Below are 15,861 nucleotides of genomic sequence, written 5' to 3'. Positions count from 1 at the left end.
TCTGTACCCGCAGGACCACAAGAGGTGGGTTACGCTGCGCTAACCCACCCTACGAAGCTCTCTCTCCCCGCAAGCGGGGAGAGGTGATGCAACACCAACCCGGACCGCCGATGGCCTTTTACGTCGTACAGTTTCTGACCGGTCTCGCCAGCGCAGCGTCGCTGTTTCTGGTGGCGTCGGGCCTGTCGATCATCTTTGGCGTAACGCGGATCGTGAATTTCGCGCACGGTGCCTTCTACATGATCGGCGCCTATATCGCCTTCACACTGACGGAGCGCCTATCGGGGACGTTCGGATTCTGGGGCGGGATCGTCATCGCAGCGCTTGCCGTGGCGGTGATCGGCGTCATTGTCGAGATGGTGCTGCTCCGGCGCATTTATCACGCGCCCGAGCTGTTCCAACTGCTCGCGACCTTCGGCCTGACCTTGATGGTTGAGGACCTCGTCGTCCTGATCTGGGGCCCAGACGATCTCGTGGGACGCCGTGCACCCGGCTTCAAGGGGGCGATCGACTTCTTCGGCCAAAACATCCCGAGCTATGATTTATTCTTGATCGTGCTCAGCCCGGTCGTGCTCGGCATTCTCTGGCTTTTGTTTCAGCGCACGCGCTGGGGCGTTCTGGTGCGCGCAGCGACGCAGGACCGCGACATGGTCGCAGCGCTCGGCGTCAACCAGAAATGGCTGTTTACATCCGTGTTTGCGGTCGGCGTTTTCCTGGCCGCGCTCGGCGGCGCGCTCCAGATTCCGCGCGATGCCGTGCATCATGCGATGGATTTGCGTATCATCGTCGAGGTTTTCGTCGTCGTGGTGATCGGCGGCCTCGGCAGCATCATCGGCGCTTTCGTCGCGGCGGTGCTGGTCTCCGAGCTCAACGCCTTCGGCATCCTGATCTTTCCAAAAATCTCCATCATCCTGGTCTTCCTGGTGATGGCGGCGGTGCTGATCGTGCGGCCCTGGGGCCTGTTCGGCAGGCCCGAGGCCCCCGCGCGCAAGACGCCGGGTCTCACCGTCAATCCCTGGCGACCGCTGACGTCGAACGAGCGGCTGGCTGCGCTTGCAACGCTCGTCATCGCGGCGACGCTGCCGCTGTTTGCCGGCAATTATGCACTGACCGTCGGCTCGGAGATCGCGATCTCAGTGATCTTCGCCGTCAGCCTGCACTTCCTGATGTCGGTCGGAGGACTCGCCTCCTTTGGCCACGCCGCCTATTTCGGCCTCGGCGCTTACGGCGTTGCTTTCCTGGCCAAGATGGCGGGACTGCCGATGATCGTCTGCCTGTTGCTCGGTCCGCTGCTCGGCTGCATGGGGGCTGCCGTGTTCGGCTTCTTCGCGGTGCAGCTCTCCGGCGTCTATTTTGCGATGCTGACGCTCGCCTTCGCGCAAATCGTCTGGTCGATCGCGTTCCAGTGGGTGAGCGTCACCGGCGGTGACAACGGCATTCTGGGCGTCTGGCCGGCGAGCTGGGCGGCGAGCCCATCGCATTTCTATTGGCTGTCGCTCGGCATTGCGGCACTCGTGACGATCGCGTTGCGGGCGATGGCGTTCTCGCCGTTCGGCTATGCGCTGAGGGCGACGCGCGACTCGGTGCTGCGCAGCGAAGCGGTCGGCATCAACGCCAAGCGGATCCAATGGACGGCCTTCGTGATCGCGGGCACGACCGCCGGCATCGGCGGCGCGCTGTTCGCCTACCTCAAGGGCAGCGTCTTCCCGGACAATCTCGGCATCTCGCTCTCGGTCGATGCCCTCGTCATGGTGCTGCTCGGCGGCGTCGAGACCGTGTCGGGCGCAGTGATCGGCGCCATCGTCTACAAGGCTTTGAACATCTGGCTGGTCAGCCAGACCGACCTGTCAAAACTCGTGCTCGGCGGCTTCATCGTTCTGATCGTCGTCGTCTTCCCCAAGGGCATCGTCGGCATGCTGGAGATGCTGGCGCAGCGCCGCAGGAAGACGTCGCCGCCGGGGGCACCCTTGCTTGCCAAGCCGATCGAGTCCGCCGAATGAGCCTCGCCCCCCCACTTCTTGCGGTCGAAGGACTGACCAAATCCTACGGCGGCGTCCACGCCGTGCGCGGCGTCTCGTTCTCGCTACGCGCCGGCGAAATCCTGGCGCTGATCGGACCGAACGGCGCGGGCAAGAGCACCTGTTTCGACATGCTCAACGGACAGAACAAGCCTGATAGCGGCCACGTCCGCCTGCTCGGCGAAGACACGACCGGTAGGAAGCCGCGCGAGATCTGGCGGATGGGCGTGGGCCGCACCTTCCAGATCACGGCGACCTTCGCGACCATGACGGTGCGCGAGAACGTGCAGGTCGCGCTGATCTCGCACGGCAAGCAGCTGTTCAATCTTTGGCGCTCGGCGCCGAACTTCGACCGCGGCGAAGCCGGGCGACTGCTCGAGCTGGTCGGCATGGGCGGCTATGCGGATCGTCCCTGCGGCGAGCTTGCCTATGGCGATCTCAAGCGGCTCGAGCTCGCCGTCGCGCTCGCCAACCAGCCAAAGCTGCTGCTGATGGACGAGCCGACCGCCGGCATGGCGCCGCGCGAGCGCGTCGATTTGATGCGGCTGACCGCGCAGATCGCCCGTGAAAAATCGATCGGCGTTCTCTTCACCGAGCACGACATGGACGTGGTGTTCGAGCACGCCGACCGCATCATCGTGCTCAACCGCGGCACGCTGATCGCCGAGGGCTCGCCGGCGGAGGTGCGCGGCAATCCGCAGGTGCAGGCGGTCTATCTCGGCGAGGGCCTCCTTTACGAGGCCGGGCATCGCGAGGGAGCAGCGGTATGAAGCTCACGGTCGAGGGGCTCAATAGTCATTACGGGCCGGCCCATATCCTGTTCGACATCGGTTTCGAGGTCGGCGAGGGGGAAGTGGTGGCGTTGCTCGGCCGCAATGGCGCCGGCAAGTCGACGACGTTCCGCTCGATCGTCGGGCTCGTCGCGCAGCGCTCGGGACGGATCATGTTCGAAGGCAAGGATGTCTCGGCGCGTCCGACACATGAGATCGTGCGGGACGGGCTTGGCTACGTGCCGGAGGAGCGGCGTATCTTCACCGACCTGACGGTAGAAGAAAATCTCGAAGTCGGCCGCCAGCCGAAGCGCCCGAACGCGCCGCACTGGACCCGCGACAAGCTGTTTTCGCTGTTCCCAAACTTGGGCGAGATGAAAAATCGCCCGGGCGGCCGCATGAGCGGCGGTGAGCAGCAGATGCTCACCATCGCACGCACGTTGATGGGCAATCCGTCGCTGGTGCTGCTGGACGAGCCCTCGGAAGGCCTGTCGCCGAAGATCGTGGAGCAGATGGTCGATGCCATCCTGACCATGAAGAAGGAGGGCGTCAGCATCGTCGTCTCCGAGCAGAATCTGCACTTTGCGCGGCTGATCTCCGATCGGGCCTATATCATCGAGCGCGGCCGCATCTGTTTCGGCGGCACCATGGCCGAGCTCGACGCGCGTCCGGATATCCGCGACGCGCATCTGTCGTTGTAGGGAGTGGGGAGCGGATGGCGAGAAGCGTCGCGGCGAAGAAAAGCGTCAAACCGGCAAAGCCGCCTTACGTGCTCGATGAGCAGGTTGGCTTCATCCTTCGCCAGGTCTGGCAGCGCCACAGCGCGATCTTCTCTCGCGAGATCGGCACTAATATTACGCCGACGCAATGGGCGGCGCTGTCGAAGCTCGCCGAAGCCGGGCCATGCTCGCAGAACCAGCTTGGACGGCTGACGGCGATGGATGTGGCGACCATCAAGGGCGTGATCGATCGCTTGACGGCGCGCGGCCTCACCGAGACCAGCCAGGATCCCGAGGACGGACGGCGACTTCTGGTCAGCCTGACGCGCGCCGGGCAGCAGCTGGCGGAAAAGGTGGCGCCGAATGCGCTCGCGATCACACGGGAGACACTGGCGCCGCTCGAGGCAAAGGAGCGCGAGATGCTGATGGCCCTGTTGAACAAGCTGCGCTGAGGCGCGACTAACCTCGGTGAAGGACTTGTCGAGGTTTTGATATGAGAGCGACGACCCGCTTTGCGATGGCTCTGAGTATGAGTGTGGTGCTGGCAAGCCAGTGTGCTCCCGCCCTGGCGGCGCAAGCCTATGAGGGGTTCTGGGCGTCAACCAAAAAGGATTGCCGCGACCAGGACAGTGCCAACCGCATGAGCATCGAGGGCGGCAACCGCCTCTATTGGTACGAGACCCGGTGCCGCGCCAGTGAGATCACTGCCGATGGGAAGCTCGCCTGGAAAATGAAGCTCGCCTGCGAAGGTGAGGGCGAGAAGTATCGCTCCAGTCCCCGGGTTTCCATTGCAGCGGACGGCAAGCTGGTGATGGACAACAGCCCGGTCGGGCCAAGCAAGCGCCAGACCTATGTGCGTTGTGAAATCGCAAAACCGCGGTGAGGCCCTTACGTCTTCCCTGGCCATTTGGCGCGATAGCGGATTTCGCTGCCGTCGGCGAGCCGTCGCCACGTTCCGAACTCCGGCGTATGCGGAGCCCAGGCCGTCAGTCCGATCGGGTACACTCGGCTGGGCTGTCCCTGGATGTTGACGGCGAGCTGCCGGTGCGAGGTTCGGAACGCCAGTTCGACTTCGCCTGCGATAACGGGCTGATCGCCGTCACGATGGAAGCCGGCCGGGTTCAATTCGCCCGGCATGGTGTTGAGGTCGGTCTGCAATTCGATAGTGATGTCTTGCGGTGATTTCGGCACCGTTGCGCCGGCCGGAAGGCGAACCTCGAACACGAGCAGGGGAGTGGCGCCGTTCCGGTTGAGCCAGGGTGTGGCCGTCATGTACGCGACGCCCATGTAAGTGGCCGTAGCGGCAACGCAGAGCAGGGCGACGACGCCGAGCGACTTCAGGCTGTTGCGGGCGAGACCGCTATTGCTTACATCCGCGCCGGAACGCGTCACCAGCCAGCTGGCAAGCACCACGCCAGCGATCGCGCCGACGGGTGAGTAGACGAACAGTGCCAACAGACCAGACGTGATCGGGTCCGCCCGGTTGCCCAGATCGAGCACCGAAAACAGCACAAAGGTCGCGACATAACCTCCGACCGCACCGGCAACGCCGGCAGCAATCCGCGACGAATTCTTCATGTCTGCCTCGACGTCCAGCAATGAACTGCCTGCGTTAGACGCAGCAGGCTGGTGACTTGTTCAATGCTTTCAGGGGACCGCGCGGAGCGGCGAGCCGCTCCGGCTGCGTCACTTCGCCACCACCTCGGGCACCCTGCCGGCCGGTGGGGTGTTGCGGCTGCGCTGGGTGCGCACGATACCGTCGATAATGGTCATGCCGATGCCCGGGAGGTCGCCGAGCTGCACGCTGTTCAAAATGTTCTTGCCGGCCGAGTGCTGCGCCTTGTCCATGATGACGAAGTCGGCGGAACGGCCAACTTCGATCAGGCCGCAATCCAATTCGCGCATCCGCGCCGTGTTGCCGGTGGCTAGGCAAAACGCGACCTCGGCCGGCAGGTCGCCAAGCGAGGACAGCATCGAGACCATCCGGAGAATGCCGAGCGGCTGTACGCCGGAGCCGGCCGGCGCGTCGGTGCCGAGGATGACGCGATGCAGATCGCCCATCTCGCGCGCGATGCGCAACGTGAACAGCGCCGAGCGCTCATTGCCGTTGTGCACGAGTTCGAGGCCGCGCTTGCAGCCCTCGCAGATGCAGCGGATCTGGTCGTCGGGAAGGGCCGTGTGGCCGCCATTGATGTGGCCAACCACATCGGTGTCGGCCTCCAGCACCACGTCCTTGTCGATCAGGCCGGAGCCGGGAATCGAGGGACCGCCGGTGTGGATCGTGCTCTGGATGCCGTATTTGCGGGCCCAACCGACCATTTTTCGCGCGGTGGGGCCGTCCTTGACGCCGCCCAGGCCCACTTCGCCGAGCAGCTTGACGCCGGCTGCGGCCAACTCCTTGAAGTCCTCCTCGACCATCTCGCATTCGATCACGGGCGCTCCGGCGTGAACCTTCACGCCGCCAGGCCGCAGATTCCAGAATGCGCGCTGTGCGAAAATTGCCATCGCTTTCAACCCGACGACGTCGCGCGGGCGGCCGGGCATATGCACCTCGCCGGCGGAAATCATCGTGGTGACGCCGCCATGCAAATTGCTGTCGATCCAGCCGATCTGGTTCTGGCGAGGCGTCCAGTCGCCCGCAACAGGGTGGACATGGCTGTCGATCAGGCCGGGCGCCACCGTGGTGCCGTTGGCCTCGACGATGGTGGTTGCGTCCTCGGTGTTGAGGTCCTTGAAGCGGCCGATCGCGGTGATCTTGCCGTTCTCGGCGACGATGGTGTCGCCGTCCAGGATCGGCTTTTCCAGCGCGCCGGACAGGATCAGGCCGATATTGCGGATCACGAGCTTCGAGGGTCCGGTGGCCTGGGGTGCGTCATGCGCCATGGAATGGGTCCTTGTCCTTAACTGCAACGCTTCCGATCTTGGGCAGCCTTGACCGCGGGATCAAGCCGGATTATTCATTAGTATACAAATGATTGTGTACAAACGACGCATAGCTGCCGCCTTGAGAACCGCCACGACGCGCCACGGAAGGGTGAGATGAGCAATTTCAATCAGGAAGCCGTTTTGAGCGTCCACCACTGGACCGACACGCTGTTCTCCTTCAAGACCACCCGCAGCCCGACCTTCCGCTTCCGCAACGGCGAATTCACCATGATCGGACTTAAGGTCGGCGAGAAGCCGCTGCTGCGGGCCTACAGCGTCGCCAGCGCCAATTACGAGGACACGCTGGAGTTCTTCTCGATCAAGGTGCCGGACGGCCCGCTCACCTCGCGGCTCCAGCATCTGAAGGAAGGCGACGAGATCATCGTCAGCCGCAAGGCCACCGGGACGCTGGTCATCGACAATCTGGAGGACGGTCGCAACCTCTACCTCATCGGCACCGGTACGGGCCTTGCGCCGTTCCTGAGCGTGATCAAGGACCCCGAAACCTACGAGCGCTTTGAGAAAGTCGTGCTGCTGCACGGTTGCCGGCACGTGAAGGAGCTCGCCTATGGCGAGATGATCACCGAGACGCTGCCGAAGGACGAGCTGATCGGCGAGTACATCCGCAACCAGTTGATCTACTACCCGACCGTGACGCGCGATCCCTTCCGCAATCGCGGCCGCATCACCGACCTCATCACCTCGGGCAAGCTGTTTTCCGATATCGGCCTGCCGGCCTTGGAAGCCGCCCACGACCGCGTCATGATCTGCGGCAGCCCGGCGCTGGTGGCGGATACCCGCGTGCTCCTTGGCGAGCGGGGGCTGATCGAGGGCAATCACGGCGAGCCGGCCCAATTCGTGGTCGAAAAGGCCTTCGCCGAGCGCTAGGCTCGGAACTCCCGCGCAATAAGACCGTATTTTCGCCGCCGTGCGCCCGTTGCGGCGCCGATTCGGCACGCGATACACTGCGGGAGCGAATCAGCGGAGTTCCCCCATGGTTGCGGACAGCGACAGCAACATCGCCTGGCACCGGGTTCAGTTGAAGAAGAACCGCGCCGAGTTGAAGGCACTTGAGACCGCGCGCTTCACGATGGGCGAGATCGCGTCTTCGAAGCGGAACGGCCAGACCCAGAAGGCGGTCGGGGAACTCAAGCGCAAGATCTTGCAATCTGAGCGCGTGATCGCCGATCACGACAAGCGCACGCGCCGTCCGCTCACCACCGACCTGCAGAGCCTCAGCAATGGCAGCTGGAGCAATTGGGACGCCTACACCAATCAGCAGCAGCGCAAGATCGGCCCGCGTTCGCCTGGGCGGGGGTGAGACTCGACTCTTGCGCCTGCAGCGATGCCGAAGCGGAGGTTCCGCACCCCTTGCGTGGGCAATGACACGCACCATCTCGCTGAGACGCCATCAACCGCTCCGGTGATCACATGGCACCACGCCTCGATTTCACCAGCGAGGCCTTCTTTCGCGATCCGCCCAAGGCGATCGCAACGTTGCGCATGTCCGGTCCTGTGGTCGCGGCGCGATTTCCTTTCGTCGGCGACGTCTGGATCACCACGACCCATGAGGCCACGGCGCAAGTCCTGAAAGACGGCGCCGATTTCACGCTGCGCAAGGAGGATGGCGACGTCGCAGGTTTGCGCTGGTGGATGCCGAACTACGTCAGAACCATCGCCAGCAACATGCTGACGATGGACGAACCGGACCACACGAGGCTGCGCAGCATCGTGGACGAGGCCTTCCGCCGCCGCGCGATCGTCGCGATGGAGCCGCGTATCCGCGCCGTCGCGGATGGTCTCGCCGACGAGCTGTTCATGGCAGGAAGCCCGGCCGATCTCGTCCAGCGGTATGCCCGCATCCTGCCGCTTGCGGTGATCTCCGAGCTGCTTGGATTGCCATTGGCCGATCGATCTCGCTTCATCGCCTGGGCCAATACAATGTCCTCGCTCACGAACGTCGCCAGCTTCTTCCGCATGCTGTTCGCGTTCCGCAAGATGCGAGCCTATCTCGAACGGCAGTTGCAGATTGCCCGCGTGCGGGGCGGCGAGGGCCTGATCGCGGAGCTGGTCCAGGTCGAGCGTGAGGGCGGCCAGATCACGCCAGACGAAATGGTGTCGATGGTGTTCCTGCTGCTCGCGGCGGGCTCGGAGACCACCACGCATCTCATCAGCGGTTCGGTCTACGAACTCCTCAGAAATCCTGGACTCCGCGACTGGCTGGCACAGGACTGGAGCCGCGTCGGGCTCGCGGTGGAGGAATTCCTGCGCTTCGTGTCGCCGGTGCAGTTCTCGAAGCCGCGCTATGTGAGGCGGGATATCGAGCTTGCGGGCGTGCGTCTGAAGAAGGGCGATCGCGTCATGGTGATGCTCGCCGCCGCGAACATGGACCCGGCGATGCATGATCGTCCCGAGAGCCTCGATCTCGCGCGCAAGCCGAACCGTCACATCTCCTTCGGAACGGGAATCCATTTCTGCCTTGGCCATCAGCTGGCCCGGATCGAGGCAGCGTGTGCCCTGGAAGCGCTGTTCGTGCGATGGCCGAAACTTGGCTTTGCTGTGGACGGGTCTCAGATCCACTGGCGCAAGCGACCGGGCATGCGTGCGATCGCGAACCTCCCTGTCGTGCCGGACGGCTACAGAGCACAGACGACAGCGTCAGCTGAATCGATGATGGTTCGTTCCCAGCCAGCGGCGTGCTGAGACTTACACGCCCTCGGAAATTTTTCTGTACCCGGTCGCTAGGAACGGCATGTCGCTGCTTTAGTTGTTTTTGGGACATCGGAAGCCGGATGAGTTCCTCCGGTCGATGTCGCAGAACCAACAACAGGAGACAGCATCATGACTGGCAAGATGCCACCTGTTCCCGCCGAGAACCAAAGCCCGAAGGGAACCGGCGACGCCAAGCAAGTGTCCTCGACTGCCCCGCGCGGCCAGCAGCGTGCGCAAGATCCGGATCAGCAAGGGCAGCAGGGCAACATCAAGCAGAACACCACCAACCAAGGCTATCAGCAAGATCGCTGAGGAGCGGACCTTCATGTCGACATCCACCAAGACACCAAACAGCATCCGTCAGGGCGGACCTGGCGCATCGCACGAGAATGCGAAGACACCGCTCGAAGTGAAGAAGCCACCGGCGGACGACCCGCAGCGCAAGCACAGCCGCGTCTCCGGCGGAGGTGGCGAGCACGATTCACACCACAGGCATGACGAGGCCGGAAAAGGCGGAGGCAGGTGAGACATGACCAATAAGCAACCCAAACTCTATGCACCGACCGAAAAGGATCTGCACGACAACCCCACGATCGGCGGATCGAAGGGCGCAACAATGGCCGGTATCTCGCCTGAGGACCTCGAGGACGCCCTGGGCGAGAACACGATCGAAGGCGACGTCGAGAACGACGTGAACGCCGCTGGCGGTATCGACAAGGACGTCGCACGCAGCGGCGCCCACCGAAGAGGCCGCTAGCTCTGGAGGACAAGCATGCAAGGCAAGAAGACCCACGAGCAACAGGTTCGCATCCTCGAGCGCAAGCCGGATGTTCCAGACGCGCGAGAGCTTGAACGGGCCCTCGGCCACAATCCCGAGGGCACGGCGGTTCACCGAGCGCGACCTGGGGCGCGGCAGAGTGAATTTCCGGTGAGCCGGGGCGGCCTCAACCAGGAAAGCGACCACAACAAGCACAACGATACCGGCCAGAGCGGCCACAAGCCGCCGAAACCAACGCCGGCACAGCAGAAGCACTGAGCCTCACCGACGATCAAAGCAAGAGGAGAAAAAGATGCCAGGTGGTCATGGCAGCAAGACGCATTTCAGATCGGGCATGCACGGCAAAGGCGACGGTACCGGCGCCATGACGGACGTCCCCAAGGACAAGATCGGCGACAACATGGTCCTCTCGAACCGCGACAAGAAGCAGCATTCGGACATTCGCGGCATGGACGGCAAGTCGATCCAGACGGATCAATATCAGGATCACTCGGCTAACCGGCTCGATGAGGAATCGAAGGACGACGATACCTGAGAGAGGCGCTCCTCCCGCTAAACTTGCGGACCGGTCTTCAGCCGGTCCGCTTTTTTGTCGGCCCGAGATCACGCTCCCAGCCGAACACGGAGCGGCCGTCGAGATCGGGAGAGGCCGCACGCTCTCCGGCGATATAGGCTTCGACCGACGGCCCGTGCGCGGTTCGCTCCAGCCGCCGCGCCTGGTCGTCGAGGCGCTTGATGGCCTGCATCTCTTCCTCGCGTCCGAGCTTTGCGTTCTGGATCGCGCCCTTCAGCACGCGAATGGTCTCGTCGTACACCTTGATCGGGACAGGGTAGGGATGCCGGTCCTTGCCGCCGTGGGCAAGCGAGAAGCGGGCGGGATCATTGAAGCGGTAAGGCGCGCCGTGTACGACTTCGGCGACCATCGCCAGCGAACGCACGGTACGCGCGCCAACGCCGGGCGTCAGCAGCAGCTCCGGAAAATCGACCGGGCCGCGCTCGGCGGCGGCCGCGAGTGTGCCGTGCAAGCGGCGCGCGAACACGTCCTTCGGCCGGACGTCGTGATGTGCCGGCATGGTCAGGTGCGGCAGCATCGCTTGCGCGGGCTCGGGCGCAGTCCCGGTGAGCCGCTCGAATTCGGAAAGGATGCGATCCGGGCCGAGATCGCTCAGGAGCTGGAGCTGTGCGGTGCGCGAGATATCGGCGCGATGGTCGGTGAGGTTGACGATCTCGCCCTGCAGCGGCCCGTCGATCGCGCTGTGCGGCGTATCGACAAAACTCTTCAGCGCCTCGGAATGCCAGTGATAGCGGCGAGCCTGTCGCTTGTCGCCGTTCATGCCCTGCTGCACCACAGTCCATTTGGCGTCGGCGGTGACGAAGAAGCCGTGCAGATAAAGGTCGAAACCGTCCTGGACCGCGGCGCTGTCCACCTTCGCCACAAGGCGACTCGCACGCGTGAGCTTTGCGCCGTCGAAGCCGACGCGGTCGCCGAGCTGCATCAGTTCGTCCGGGGTCTTGCGCGAGTGCTGGCCACGCCCGCCGCAGACATAGATTCCGAGCTCATCCTGGAGGGGGCCTAGACCTCGCTTCAGCGCGCCTATCACTGAGGTCGTGATGCCCGAGGAGTGCCAGTCCATCCCCATCACGGCGCCGAACGACTGGAACCAGAACGGGTGCGAGAGCCGCTGGAGGAATGCATCGCGTCCGTAGTGATGCACGATCGCCTGCGTGACGATCGCGCCGAGCGAGGACATGCGGGTGGCCAGCCAGGGTGGAACCCGGCCGGTGTGAAGAGGAAGGTCGGCGCTGCCGGTCCGTCGAGTCATGATTGCTCAGAAATAGCGCAATTCGACGACGGATGCACCAAGGGGATGCTGCATTGCACCGAGTGCGGGAGCGAAGCCGCTCTAAATGCGTTGAGCGCGGACGCTAATGCAACGCGGGGAGACGCATGAATCTGCAAGCAATTGTGGCCGACCTCGACGAGATGCTTGGCTGGGTGCCTTCCTGGTTCGTCGGTCTCAGCTTGATTGTCATCGCGATCCTGCTTACTTTGTTCCTGTATCGGGTCGCGGTATGGCTCCTCAATCGTGCCTTCGGAACCCGCCTCCCTTTGCTGGCTGTGTTCATCGAGCGTACCGCAGGTCCAGCTAGGCTAGCCCTGTGTCTTGCTGCGGTTGCGCTGGTTCTGCCGCTTGCGCCGCTCGACGACATCATCCGCACGCCGCTGATGCGCGTGTTCGTCGTGGCTTTCATCGCCCTGATCGGCTGGATATCGATCCGGATCGTCGACATGAGCGCGGCGCGCTATCTCCAGAACTTTCGTGACGTCACCGAGAATCTCGTTGCGCGCAAGCACGTCACGCAGGTGCGGGTGTTCAAGCGGGTCACAGACACCATCATCGTCGTCATCACGGTGTCGACTGCGCTGATGACGTTCGATTCGGTGAAGCAATACGGCGTCAGCCTGTTCGCCTCGGCCGGCGCAGCCGGTATCATCGTTGGTCTTGCCGCCCGTCCGCTGCTGAGCAACCTGATCGCGGGCTTGCAGATTGCGATCACCCAGCCGATCCGCATCGAGGACGCCGTGATCATCGAAAACGAGTGGGGCTGGGTGGAGGACATCGCCTCGACCTATGTGGTGATCCGGCTGTGGGATTGGCGCCGCATGGTGGTGCCGCTGTCCTATTTCATCGAAAAGCCATTCCAGAACTGGACCCGCGACACCGCGTCCCTGATCGGCGTGATCGCCCTCCACGTCGATTATCGCGCCGACGTGCCGCGGATCCGGCGCTGGCTGGAAGAAGCAGTGAAGGAGTCCAAGCTCTGGGACGGCGAGGTGGTCAATCTCCAGGTGATCGACGCGGATTCTCGCACCATCGAACTTCGCGCCCTCGTCAGCGCAAGGAACGCGCCGCAGTCCTGGGATTTGCGCTGCGAGATGAGAGAGAAGCTCATCGCCTTCATCCGCGACGAGATGCCGGAAGCGCTGCCGCGCGAGCGCGCAATCCTGATCCCGTCGGGAGGAGGCGATGACGATGCCGATTTCGCGCGGCGTCCCGCGCCGCCGGAGAAGATGCGGGCGAGCGCACGCAATTGACCTGCTCGCGCGTCGCCTTCGTGGCGCCGCGCAAGGCTGCCCGCTACTGGATCGTGTCGAGCGCGCCGGTGCTCATGTGAAGTGTCTCATTGCGCTCGGATGTCGGCGGCCTTCAGCACTGGCTCCCATTTGATCGCCTCGGCGTGCATGTAGGCGTCGAATTCCTTGGACGAAGAACCGACAGGGGCTGCGCCGATCTTGCCGAGCGTCGACAGAACGTTCGGGTCCTGCAGCGCCGCCTTCAGATCGGCTTCGAGCTTCGCCACGATCTCCGGCGGCATTTTCGCCGGGCCGAGAACGCCCCACCAGACGGAGACGTCGTAACCTGCCACGCCCGACTCGGCGATGGTCGGAACATTGGGCAGCGCCTTGGAGCGTTCGGCCGAGGTCACCGCGAGTGCGCGCACCGGGCCGCCTTCGATCTGGCCGATGGCCTCCGCAAGCGGATTGATGCTGAGCGGGATGTCACCGGCGATTACGGCGGTCAGCGCGGGCGCGCCGCCCTTGTAAGGGATCGCGACGATCTTGGTGCCGGACATGTATTTCAACAGCTCACCGGCGAGGTGGGCCGAGGTGCCGTTGCCGGACATGCCGTAGGAGAGCTTGTCCGGCTCCTTCTTCGCCGCAGTGAGGAGATCGCCGAGTGTCTTGTAGGGGCTGTCCTTGGCGACGACGATCGCGAGCGGCGAGGAGGCGACTTCGGTGATCGCGGTAAAATCCCTAAACGTGTCGTAGGGCACGCTCGGATAAATGAACTGATTGAGGGGATGACCGCTCGCGACCAGGATCAGCGTGTAGCCGTCGGGGGCGGCCTGCGTCAGTGCCTGCGAGGCGACGATGCCGCCGGCGCCGGGGCGGTTGTCGACCACCGGCTGCTGGCCCCAGGTCTTCGCCAATGCCTGCCCAAGCGTGCGCGCGAGTACGTCGACCGCGCCGCCGGCCGCGTAGGGCACCAGGATGTGAACCGGCTTGCTCGGATAGCTGTCGGCGGCCTGCGCCGCGCCGCCTCCCAACAGCAGACCGGCACCCAGCATCAAGCCGCCGATCTTCTTGTTCAAACCCGGCATTTTCCAGCACTCCTTGCGGGCGGACCGTCGGCTTTCGAGCCGTCCGGACGCGCCCGCGGTTCTTGTTGACGAGACCTGATCTTTTGTACGATAGTACAAATCACATGATGCGCAACCCCGCCAGCAAGGAAACGGCCCGCAAGCCGAACATGCGCGAGGCTATCCTCGCTGCGGCCGAGGAGTTGTTCGCTACCAACGGCTTCAACGCCGTGTCGGTGCGCGATATCGCACAGGCCGCCGGCGCCAATCCCGGCAGCGTCACCTATCATTTCAAGACCAAGGACGGCCTGCTGCTGGAGATCTACCGGCGCCATTGCGGGCCGATGAATTTGCGCCGTTCCGAGCTGCTCGCGGCCGCCAAACGCGTGCGCGATCTCCAGGACCGGCTCGAAGCAGTGGTGCGGGCCTATGTCGCGCCGGCCTTCACCTCAGGCAGTGATCTAGCCGGGGGCGGGGCGCGGTTCACGCGCCTGCGCGCGGTGATGTCCGCGGAGGGCAACGAGGTCACACGAAAGATCATCGCGCAGACGTTTGATGACACCAGCCACGCCTTCATCGACGCGATTCACGACAGCCTGCCGCACGTTCCGCGCACCGACATCGTCTGGCGCAGCCACTTTCTGCTTGGCGCGCTCTACTATTCGCTGGTGACGCCGGATCGCGTCTCCCGCCTGTCGCGCGGCGAGGCCGACGGCAGCGATGCCGCAACCGCCATCGAGCAATTGGTGCAAGCCACCGTGGCCGCGTTCCAGGCGCCGGCGCTCGATCAGGCTGCGCCGGCACGGCGGCGGCCCGTCGTCAGCAGCAAGACTTAAAGACACGGTCTCGTTCGGCGGTTTATCTGATGGCAATGATGTACACGCCGACCATTCCGCCGCCCGATCCGGACACGCGCACGCCGAAGTTCAGGCTGCCGAAACTGTCCTGCGACGCGCATTGCCACATCTTCGGCCCCGGCGCGAAATATCCTTATGCGCCGGACCGCTCCTATACGCCGCCGGATGCTCCGCTCGAGGATTTCCGCGCGCTGCATGCCAAGCTCGGGGTCGAGCGTGCCGTCATCGTCAATGCCAGCGTGCATGGCACCGACAACACGGTGGCGCTGGACGCCATCGCGCAGAGCAACGGGGCCTACCGTGCGGTCGCCAATATCGACGACACCATCACGGAGCGCGGGCTTCGCGTGCTGCACGAGGGTGGTTTCCGCGGCTGCCGCTTCAATTTCGTCCGCCATCTCGGCGGCGTCCCCGACAAAAGCGTGTTCGACCGTATCGTCGCGATGGTCGCGCCGCTGGGCTGGCACGTCGACCTGCATTTCGACGCGATCGACCTGCCTGAATATGCCGACATGCTGACAAGGCTGCCGCTGAGCTACACCATTGATCATATGGGACGGGTGAAGGCGTCCGAAGGGCTCGATCAGCTTCCGTTCAAGATCCTGATCGAGCTGATGCAGCGCGACGAGAAATGTTGGGTGAAGATTTGCGGCTCGGAGCGGGTGTCATCGGCGGGTCCGCCGTTCACCGACGCGGTGCCGTTCGCGCGAAAGATCGTCGAGACCGCGCCCGACCGGATCATCTGGGGCACCGATTGGCCACATCCCAACGTCAAGGCGATGCCGAACGACGGCGATCTCGTCGACCTGATCCCGCTGTTCGCGCCGGAGCCGGAGTATCAGCAGAAGATCCTCGTCGATAATCCAGCCCGCCTGTTCGAGTTCGAGGAATGACGGTGTCCGTGCTCGATAAATTGCTCATCAAGGAAAGAGGGGAATA

20 protein-coding genes are annotated in these 15,861 nt (G+C 63.9%); 16 read left to right on the top strand and 4 right to left on the bottom strand.

The genetic code is table 11. The features are described from left to right. Nucleotides 1–110 precede the first annotated feature (110 nt). The 5 genes from ABIC03_RS03585 to ABIC03_RS03565 are packed head-to-tail and all read left to right on the top strand — an operon-like array spanning nt 111 to nt 4,390. The gene (locus ABIC03_RS03585; RefSeq protein ID WP_354057490.1) at nt 111–2,000 is read left to right on the top strand and encodes an ABC transporter permease; all 1,890 of its coding nucleotides are present in this window, start codon (nt 111–113) and stop codon (nt 1,998–2,000) included. Continuing rightward, nucleotides 1,997–2,788, top strand: coding sequence for an ABC transporter ATP-binding protein (locus ABIC03_RS03580; protein WP_354055583.1), 792 nt, complete (start codon nt 1,997–1,999; stop codon nt 2,786–2,788). Before ABIC03_RS03585 ends, ABIC03_RS03580 begins: the two co-directional genes overlap by 4 nt. Then, nucleotides 2,785–3,489 carry an ABC transporter ATP-binding protein gene (locus tag ABIC03_RS03575; protein ID WP_027517314.1) on the top strand — a complete coding sequence of 235 codons (705 nt, stop codon included), beginning with the start codon at nt 2,785–2,787 and terminating at the stop codon, nt 3,487–3,489. The genes ABIC03_RS03580 and ABIC03_RS03575 overlap by 4 nt, the downstream gene beginning before the upstream one ends. Nucleotides 3,490–3,503: 14 nt before the next feature. Further along, the gene (locus tag ABIC03_RS03570) at nt 3,504–3,959 is read left to right on the top strand and encodes a MarR family winged helix-turn-helix transcriptional regulator (RefSeq protein WP_007592445.1); all 456 of its coding nucleotides are present in this window, start codon (nt 3,504–3,506) and stop codon (nt 3,957–3,959) included. Between the two features lie 41 nt (nt 3,960–4,000). Continuing rightward, complete coding sequence (locus ABIC03_RS03565) at nt 4,001–4,390, top strand: hypothetical protein (RefSeq protein ID WP_354055581.1); 390 nt, start codon at nt 4,001–4,003, stop codon at nt 4,388–4,390. A gap of 5 nt (nt 4,391–4,395) precedes the next feature. Here ABIC03_RS03565 and ABIC03_RS03560 read toward each other — a convergent pair whose 3' ends face one another. Beyond that, nucleotides 4,396–5,085 carry a hypothetical protein gene (locus tag ABIC03_RS03560; RefSeq protein ID WP_354055579.1) on the bottom strand — a complete coding sequence of 230 codons (690 nt, stop codon included), beginning with the start codon at nt 5,083–5,085 and terminating at the stop codon, nt 4,396–4,398. A 108-nt stretch (nt 5,086–5,193) separates the two neighbouring features. Then, entirely contained in the window at nt 5,194–6,390 is a 1,197-nt protein-coding gene (locus ABIC03_RS03555; protein WP_354055577.1) for an amidohydrolase family protein, read from the bottom strand. A gap of 156 nt (nt 6,391–6,546) precedes the next feature. Here ABIC03_RS03555 and ABIC03_RS03550 point away from each other — a divergent pair, with 156 nt between their 5' ends. From ABIC03_RS03550 to ABIC03_RS03515, 8 genes are all read left to right on the top strand, one after another. Continuing rightward, nucleotides 6,547–7,320, top strand: a complete 774-nt coding sequence (locus ABIC03_RS03550; RefSeq protein WP_007608907.1) for a ferredoxin--NADP reductase — start codon at nt 6,547–6,549, stop codon at nt 7,318–7,320. A gap of 106 nt (nt 7,321–7,426) precedes the next feature. After that, on the top strand, nt 7,427–7,753 hold the full coding sequence (locus tag ABIC03_RS03545) for a hypothetical protein (RefSeq protein WP_354055575.1): 327 nt from the start codon (nt 7,427–7,429) through the stop codon (nt 7,751–7,753). 110 nt (nt 7,754–7,863) lie between these two features. Continuing rightward, nucleotides 7,864–9,135, top strand: a complete 1,272-nt coding sequence (locus ABIC03_RS03540) for a cytochrome P450 (protein ID WP_354055573.1) — start codon at nt 7,864–7,866, stop codon at nt 9,133–9,135. A gap of 138 nt (nt 9,136–9,273) precedes the next feature. Next, nucleotides 9,274–9,456, top strand: a complete 183-nt coding sequence (locus ABIC03_RS03535; RefSeq protein ID WP_354055571.1) for a hypothetical protein — start codon at nt 9,274–9,276, stop codon at nt 9,454–9,456. 13 nt (nt 9,457–9,469) lie between these two features. Next, nucleotides 9,470–9,670 carry a hypothetical protein gene (locus ABIC03_RS03530; protein ID WP_354055569.1) on the top strand — a complete coding sequence of 67 codons (201 nt, stop codon included), beginning with the start codon at nt 9,470–9,472 and terminating at the stop codon, nt 9,668–9,670. Nucleotides 9,671–9,673: 3 nt separating this feature from the next. Then, nucleotides 9,674–9,901 (top strand): hypothetical protein, encoded by a 228-nt coding sequence (locus ABIC03_RS03525; protein ID WP_354055567.1) that lies wholly within the window; start codon nt 9,674–9,676, stop codon nt 9,899–9,901. A 15-nt stretch (nt 9,902–9,916) separates the two neighbouring features. Further along, on the top strand, nt 9,917–10,180 hold the full coding sequence (locus tag ABIC03_RS03520) for a hypothetical protein (RefSeq protein ID WP_354055565.1): 264 nt from the start codon (nt 9,917–9,919) through the stop codon (nt 10,178–10,180). 34 nt (nt 10,181–10,214) lie between these two features. Further along, nucleotides 10,215–10,457 (top strand): hypothetical protein, encoded by a 243-nt coding sequence (locus ABIC03_RS03515; protein WP_354055563.1) that lies wholly within the window; start codon nt 10,215–10,217, stop codon nt 10,455–10,457. Nucleotides 10,458–10,494: 37 nt separating this feature from the next. Here ABIC03_RS03515 and ABIC03_RS03510 read toward each other — a convergent pair whose 3' ends face one another. Continuing rightward, nucleotides 10,495–11,745 carry a DUF763 domain-containing protein gene (locus ABIC03_RS03510; protein WP_354055561.1) on the bottom strand — a complete coding sequence of 417 codons (1,251 nt, stop codon included), beginning with the start codon at nt 11,743–11,745 and terminating at the stop codon, nt 10,495–10,497. Nucleotides 11,746–11,870: 125 nt separating this feature from the next. On the opposite strand from ABIC03_RS03510, the gene ABIC03_RS03505 reads away from it, so the two are divergent. Next, nucleotides 11,871–13,019, top strand: a complete 1,149-nt coding sequence (locus tag ABIC03_RS03505; RefSeq protein ID WP_354055559.1) for a mechanosensitive ion channel family protein — start codon at nt 11,871–11,873, stop codon at nt 13,017–13,019. Between the two features lie 86 nt (nt 13,020–13,105). On the opposite strand, the gene ABIC03_RS03500 is transcribed toward ABIC03_RS03505, so the two are convergent. Further along, a complete protein-coding gene (locus ABIC03_RS03500) occupies nt 13,106–14,086 on the bottom strand; it encodes a tripartite tricarboxylate transporter substrate binding protein (protein WP_354055557.1) in 981 nt (326 codons plus the stop codon). A gap of 104 nt (nt 14,087–14,190) precedes the next feature. On the opposite strand from ABIC03_RS03500, the gene ABIC03_RS03495 reads away from it, so the two are divergent. After that, nucleotides 14,191–14,901: a TetR/AcrR family transcriptional regulator gene (locus ABIC03_RS03495; RefSeq protein ID WP_354055555.1), complete on the top strand. Its 711-nt coding sequence runs from the start codon at nt 14,191–14,193 to the stop codon at nt 14,899–14,901. Nucleotides 14,902–14,930: 29 nt separating this feature from the next. After that, on the top strand, nt 14,931–15,815 hold the full coding sequence (locus tag ABIC03_RS03490) for an amidohydrolase family protein (RefSeq protein ID WP_354055553.1): 885 nt from the start codon (nt 14,931–14,933) through the stop codon (nt 15,813–15,815). Nucleotides 15,816–15,861 lie beyond the last annotated feature (46 nt).

Source organism: Bradyrhizobium sp. RT6a (genome assembly GCF_040547675.1).
In the GTDB taxonomy this organism is placed as follows: Bacteria; Pseudomonadota; Alphaproteobacteria; order Rhizobiales; family Xanthobacteraceae; genus Bradyrhizobium.
Note: the sequence above shows the minus strand (reverse complement) of the source record. Positions and strands in the feature narration are given on the sequence as shown.

What these genes read in the sequence shown, in the direction of transcription:
- ABIC03_RS03540 (WP_354055573.1), top strand. Translation starts at nt 7,864, where the DNA reads ATGGCACCACGCCTCGATTTCACCAGCGAGGCCTTCTTTCGCGATCCG.
- ABIC03_RS03490 (WP_354055553.1), top strand. Translation starts at nt 14,931, where the DNA reads ATGGCAATGATGTACACGCCGACCATTCCGCCGCCCGATCCGGACACG.
- ABIC03_RS03520 (WP_354055565.1), top strand. Translation starts at nt 9,917, where the DNA reads ATGCAAGGCAAGAAGACCCACGAGCAACAGGTTCGCATCCTCGAGCGC.
- ABIC03_RS03535 (WP_354055571.1), top strand. Translation starts at nt 9,274, where the DNA reads ATGACTGGCAAGATGCCACCTGTTCCCGCCGAGAACCAAAGCCCGAAG.
- ABIC03_RS03530 (WP_354055569.1), top strand. Translation starts at nt 9,470, where the DNA reads ATGTCGACATCCACCAAGACACCAAACAGCATCCGTCAGGGCGGACCT.
- ABIC03_RS03550 (WP_007608907.1), top strand. Translation starts at nt 6,547, where the DNA reads ATGAGCAATTTCAATCAGGAAGCCGTTTTGAGCGTCCACCACTGGACC.
- ABIC03_RS03505 (WP_354055559.1), top strand. Translation starts at nt 11,871, where the DNA reads ATGAATCTGCAAGCAATTGTGGCCGACCTCGACGAGATGCTTGGCTGG.
- ABIC03_RS03565 (WP_354055581.1), top strand. Translation starts at nt 4,001, where the DNA reads ATGAGAGCGACGACCCGCTTTGCGATGGCTCTGAGTATGAGTGTGGTG.
- ABIC03_RS03575 (WP_027517314.1), top strand. Translation starts at nt 2,785, where the DNA reads ATGAAGCTCACGGTCGAGGGGCTCAATAGTCATTACGGGCCGGCCCAT.
- ABIC03_RS03500 (WP_354055557.1), bottom strand. Translation starts at nt 14,086, where the DNA reads ATGCCGGGTTTGAACAAGAAGATCGGCGGCTTGATGCTGGGTGCCGGT.
- ABIC03_RS03525 (WP_354055567.1), top strand. Translation starts at nt 9,674, where the DNA reads ATGACCAATAAGCAACCCAAACTCTATGCACCGACCGAAAAGGATCTG.
- ABIC03_RS03545 (WP_354055575.1), top strand. Translation starts at nt 7,427, where the DNA reads ATGGTTGCGGACAGCGACAGCAACATCGCCTGGCACCGGGTTCAGTTG.
- ABIC03_RS03570 (WP_007592445.1), top strand. Translation starts at nt 3,504, where the DNA reads ATGGCGAGAAGCGTCGCGGCGAAGAAAAGCGTCAAACCGGCAAAGCCG.
- ABIC03_RS03585 (WP_354057490.1), top strand. Translation starts at nt 111, where the DNA reads ATGGCCTTTTACGTCGTACAGTTTCTGACCGGTCTCGCCAGCGCAGCG.
- ABIC03_RS03560 (WP_354055579.1), bottom strand. Translation starts at nt 5,085, where the DNA reads ATGAAGAATTCGTCGCGGATTGCTGCCGGCGTTGCCGGTGCGGTCGGA.
- ABIC03_RS03580 (WP_354055583.1), top strand. Translation starts at nt 1,997, where the DNA reads ATGAGCCTCGCCCCCCCACTTCTTGCGGTCGAAGGACTGACCAAATCC.
- ABIC03_RS03495 (WP_354055555.1), top strand. Translation starts at nt 14,191, where the DNA reads ATGATGCGCAACCCCGCCAGCAAGGAAACGGCCCGCAAGCCGAACATG.
- ABIC03_RS03510 (WP_354055561.1), bottom strand. Translation starts at nt 11,745, where the DNA reads ATGACTCGACGGACCGGCAGCGCCGACCTTCCTCTTCACACCGGCCGG.
- ABIC03_RS03515 (WP_354055563.1), top strand. Translation starts at nt 10,215, where the DNA reads ATGCCAGGTGGTCATGGCAGCAAGACGCATTTCAGATCGGGCATGCAC.
- ABIC03_RS03555 (WP_354055577.1), bottom strand. Translation starts at nt 6,390, where the DNA reads ATGGCGCATGACGCACCCCAGGCCACCGGACCCTCGAAGCTCGTGATC.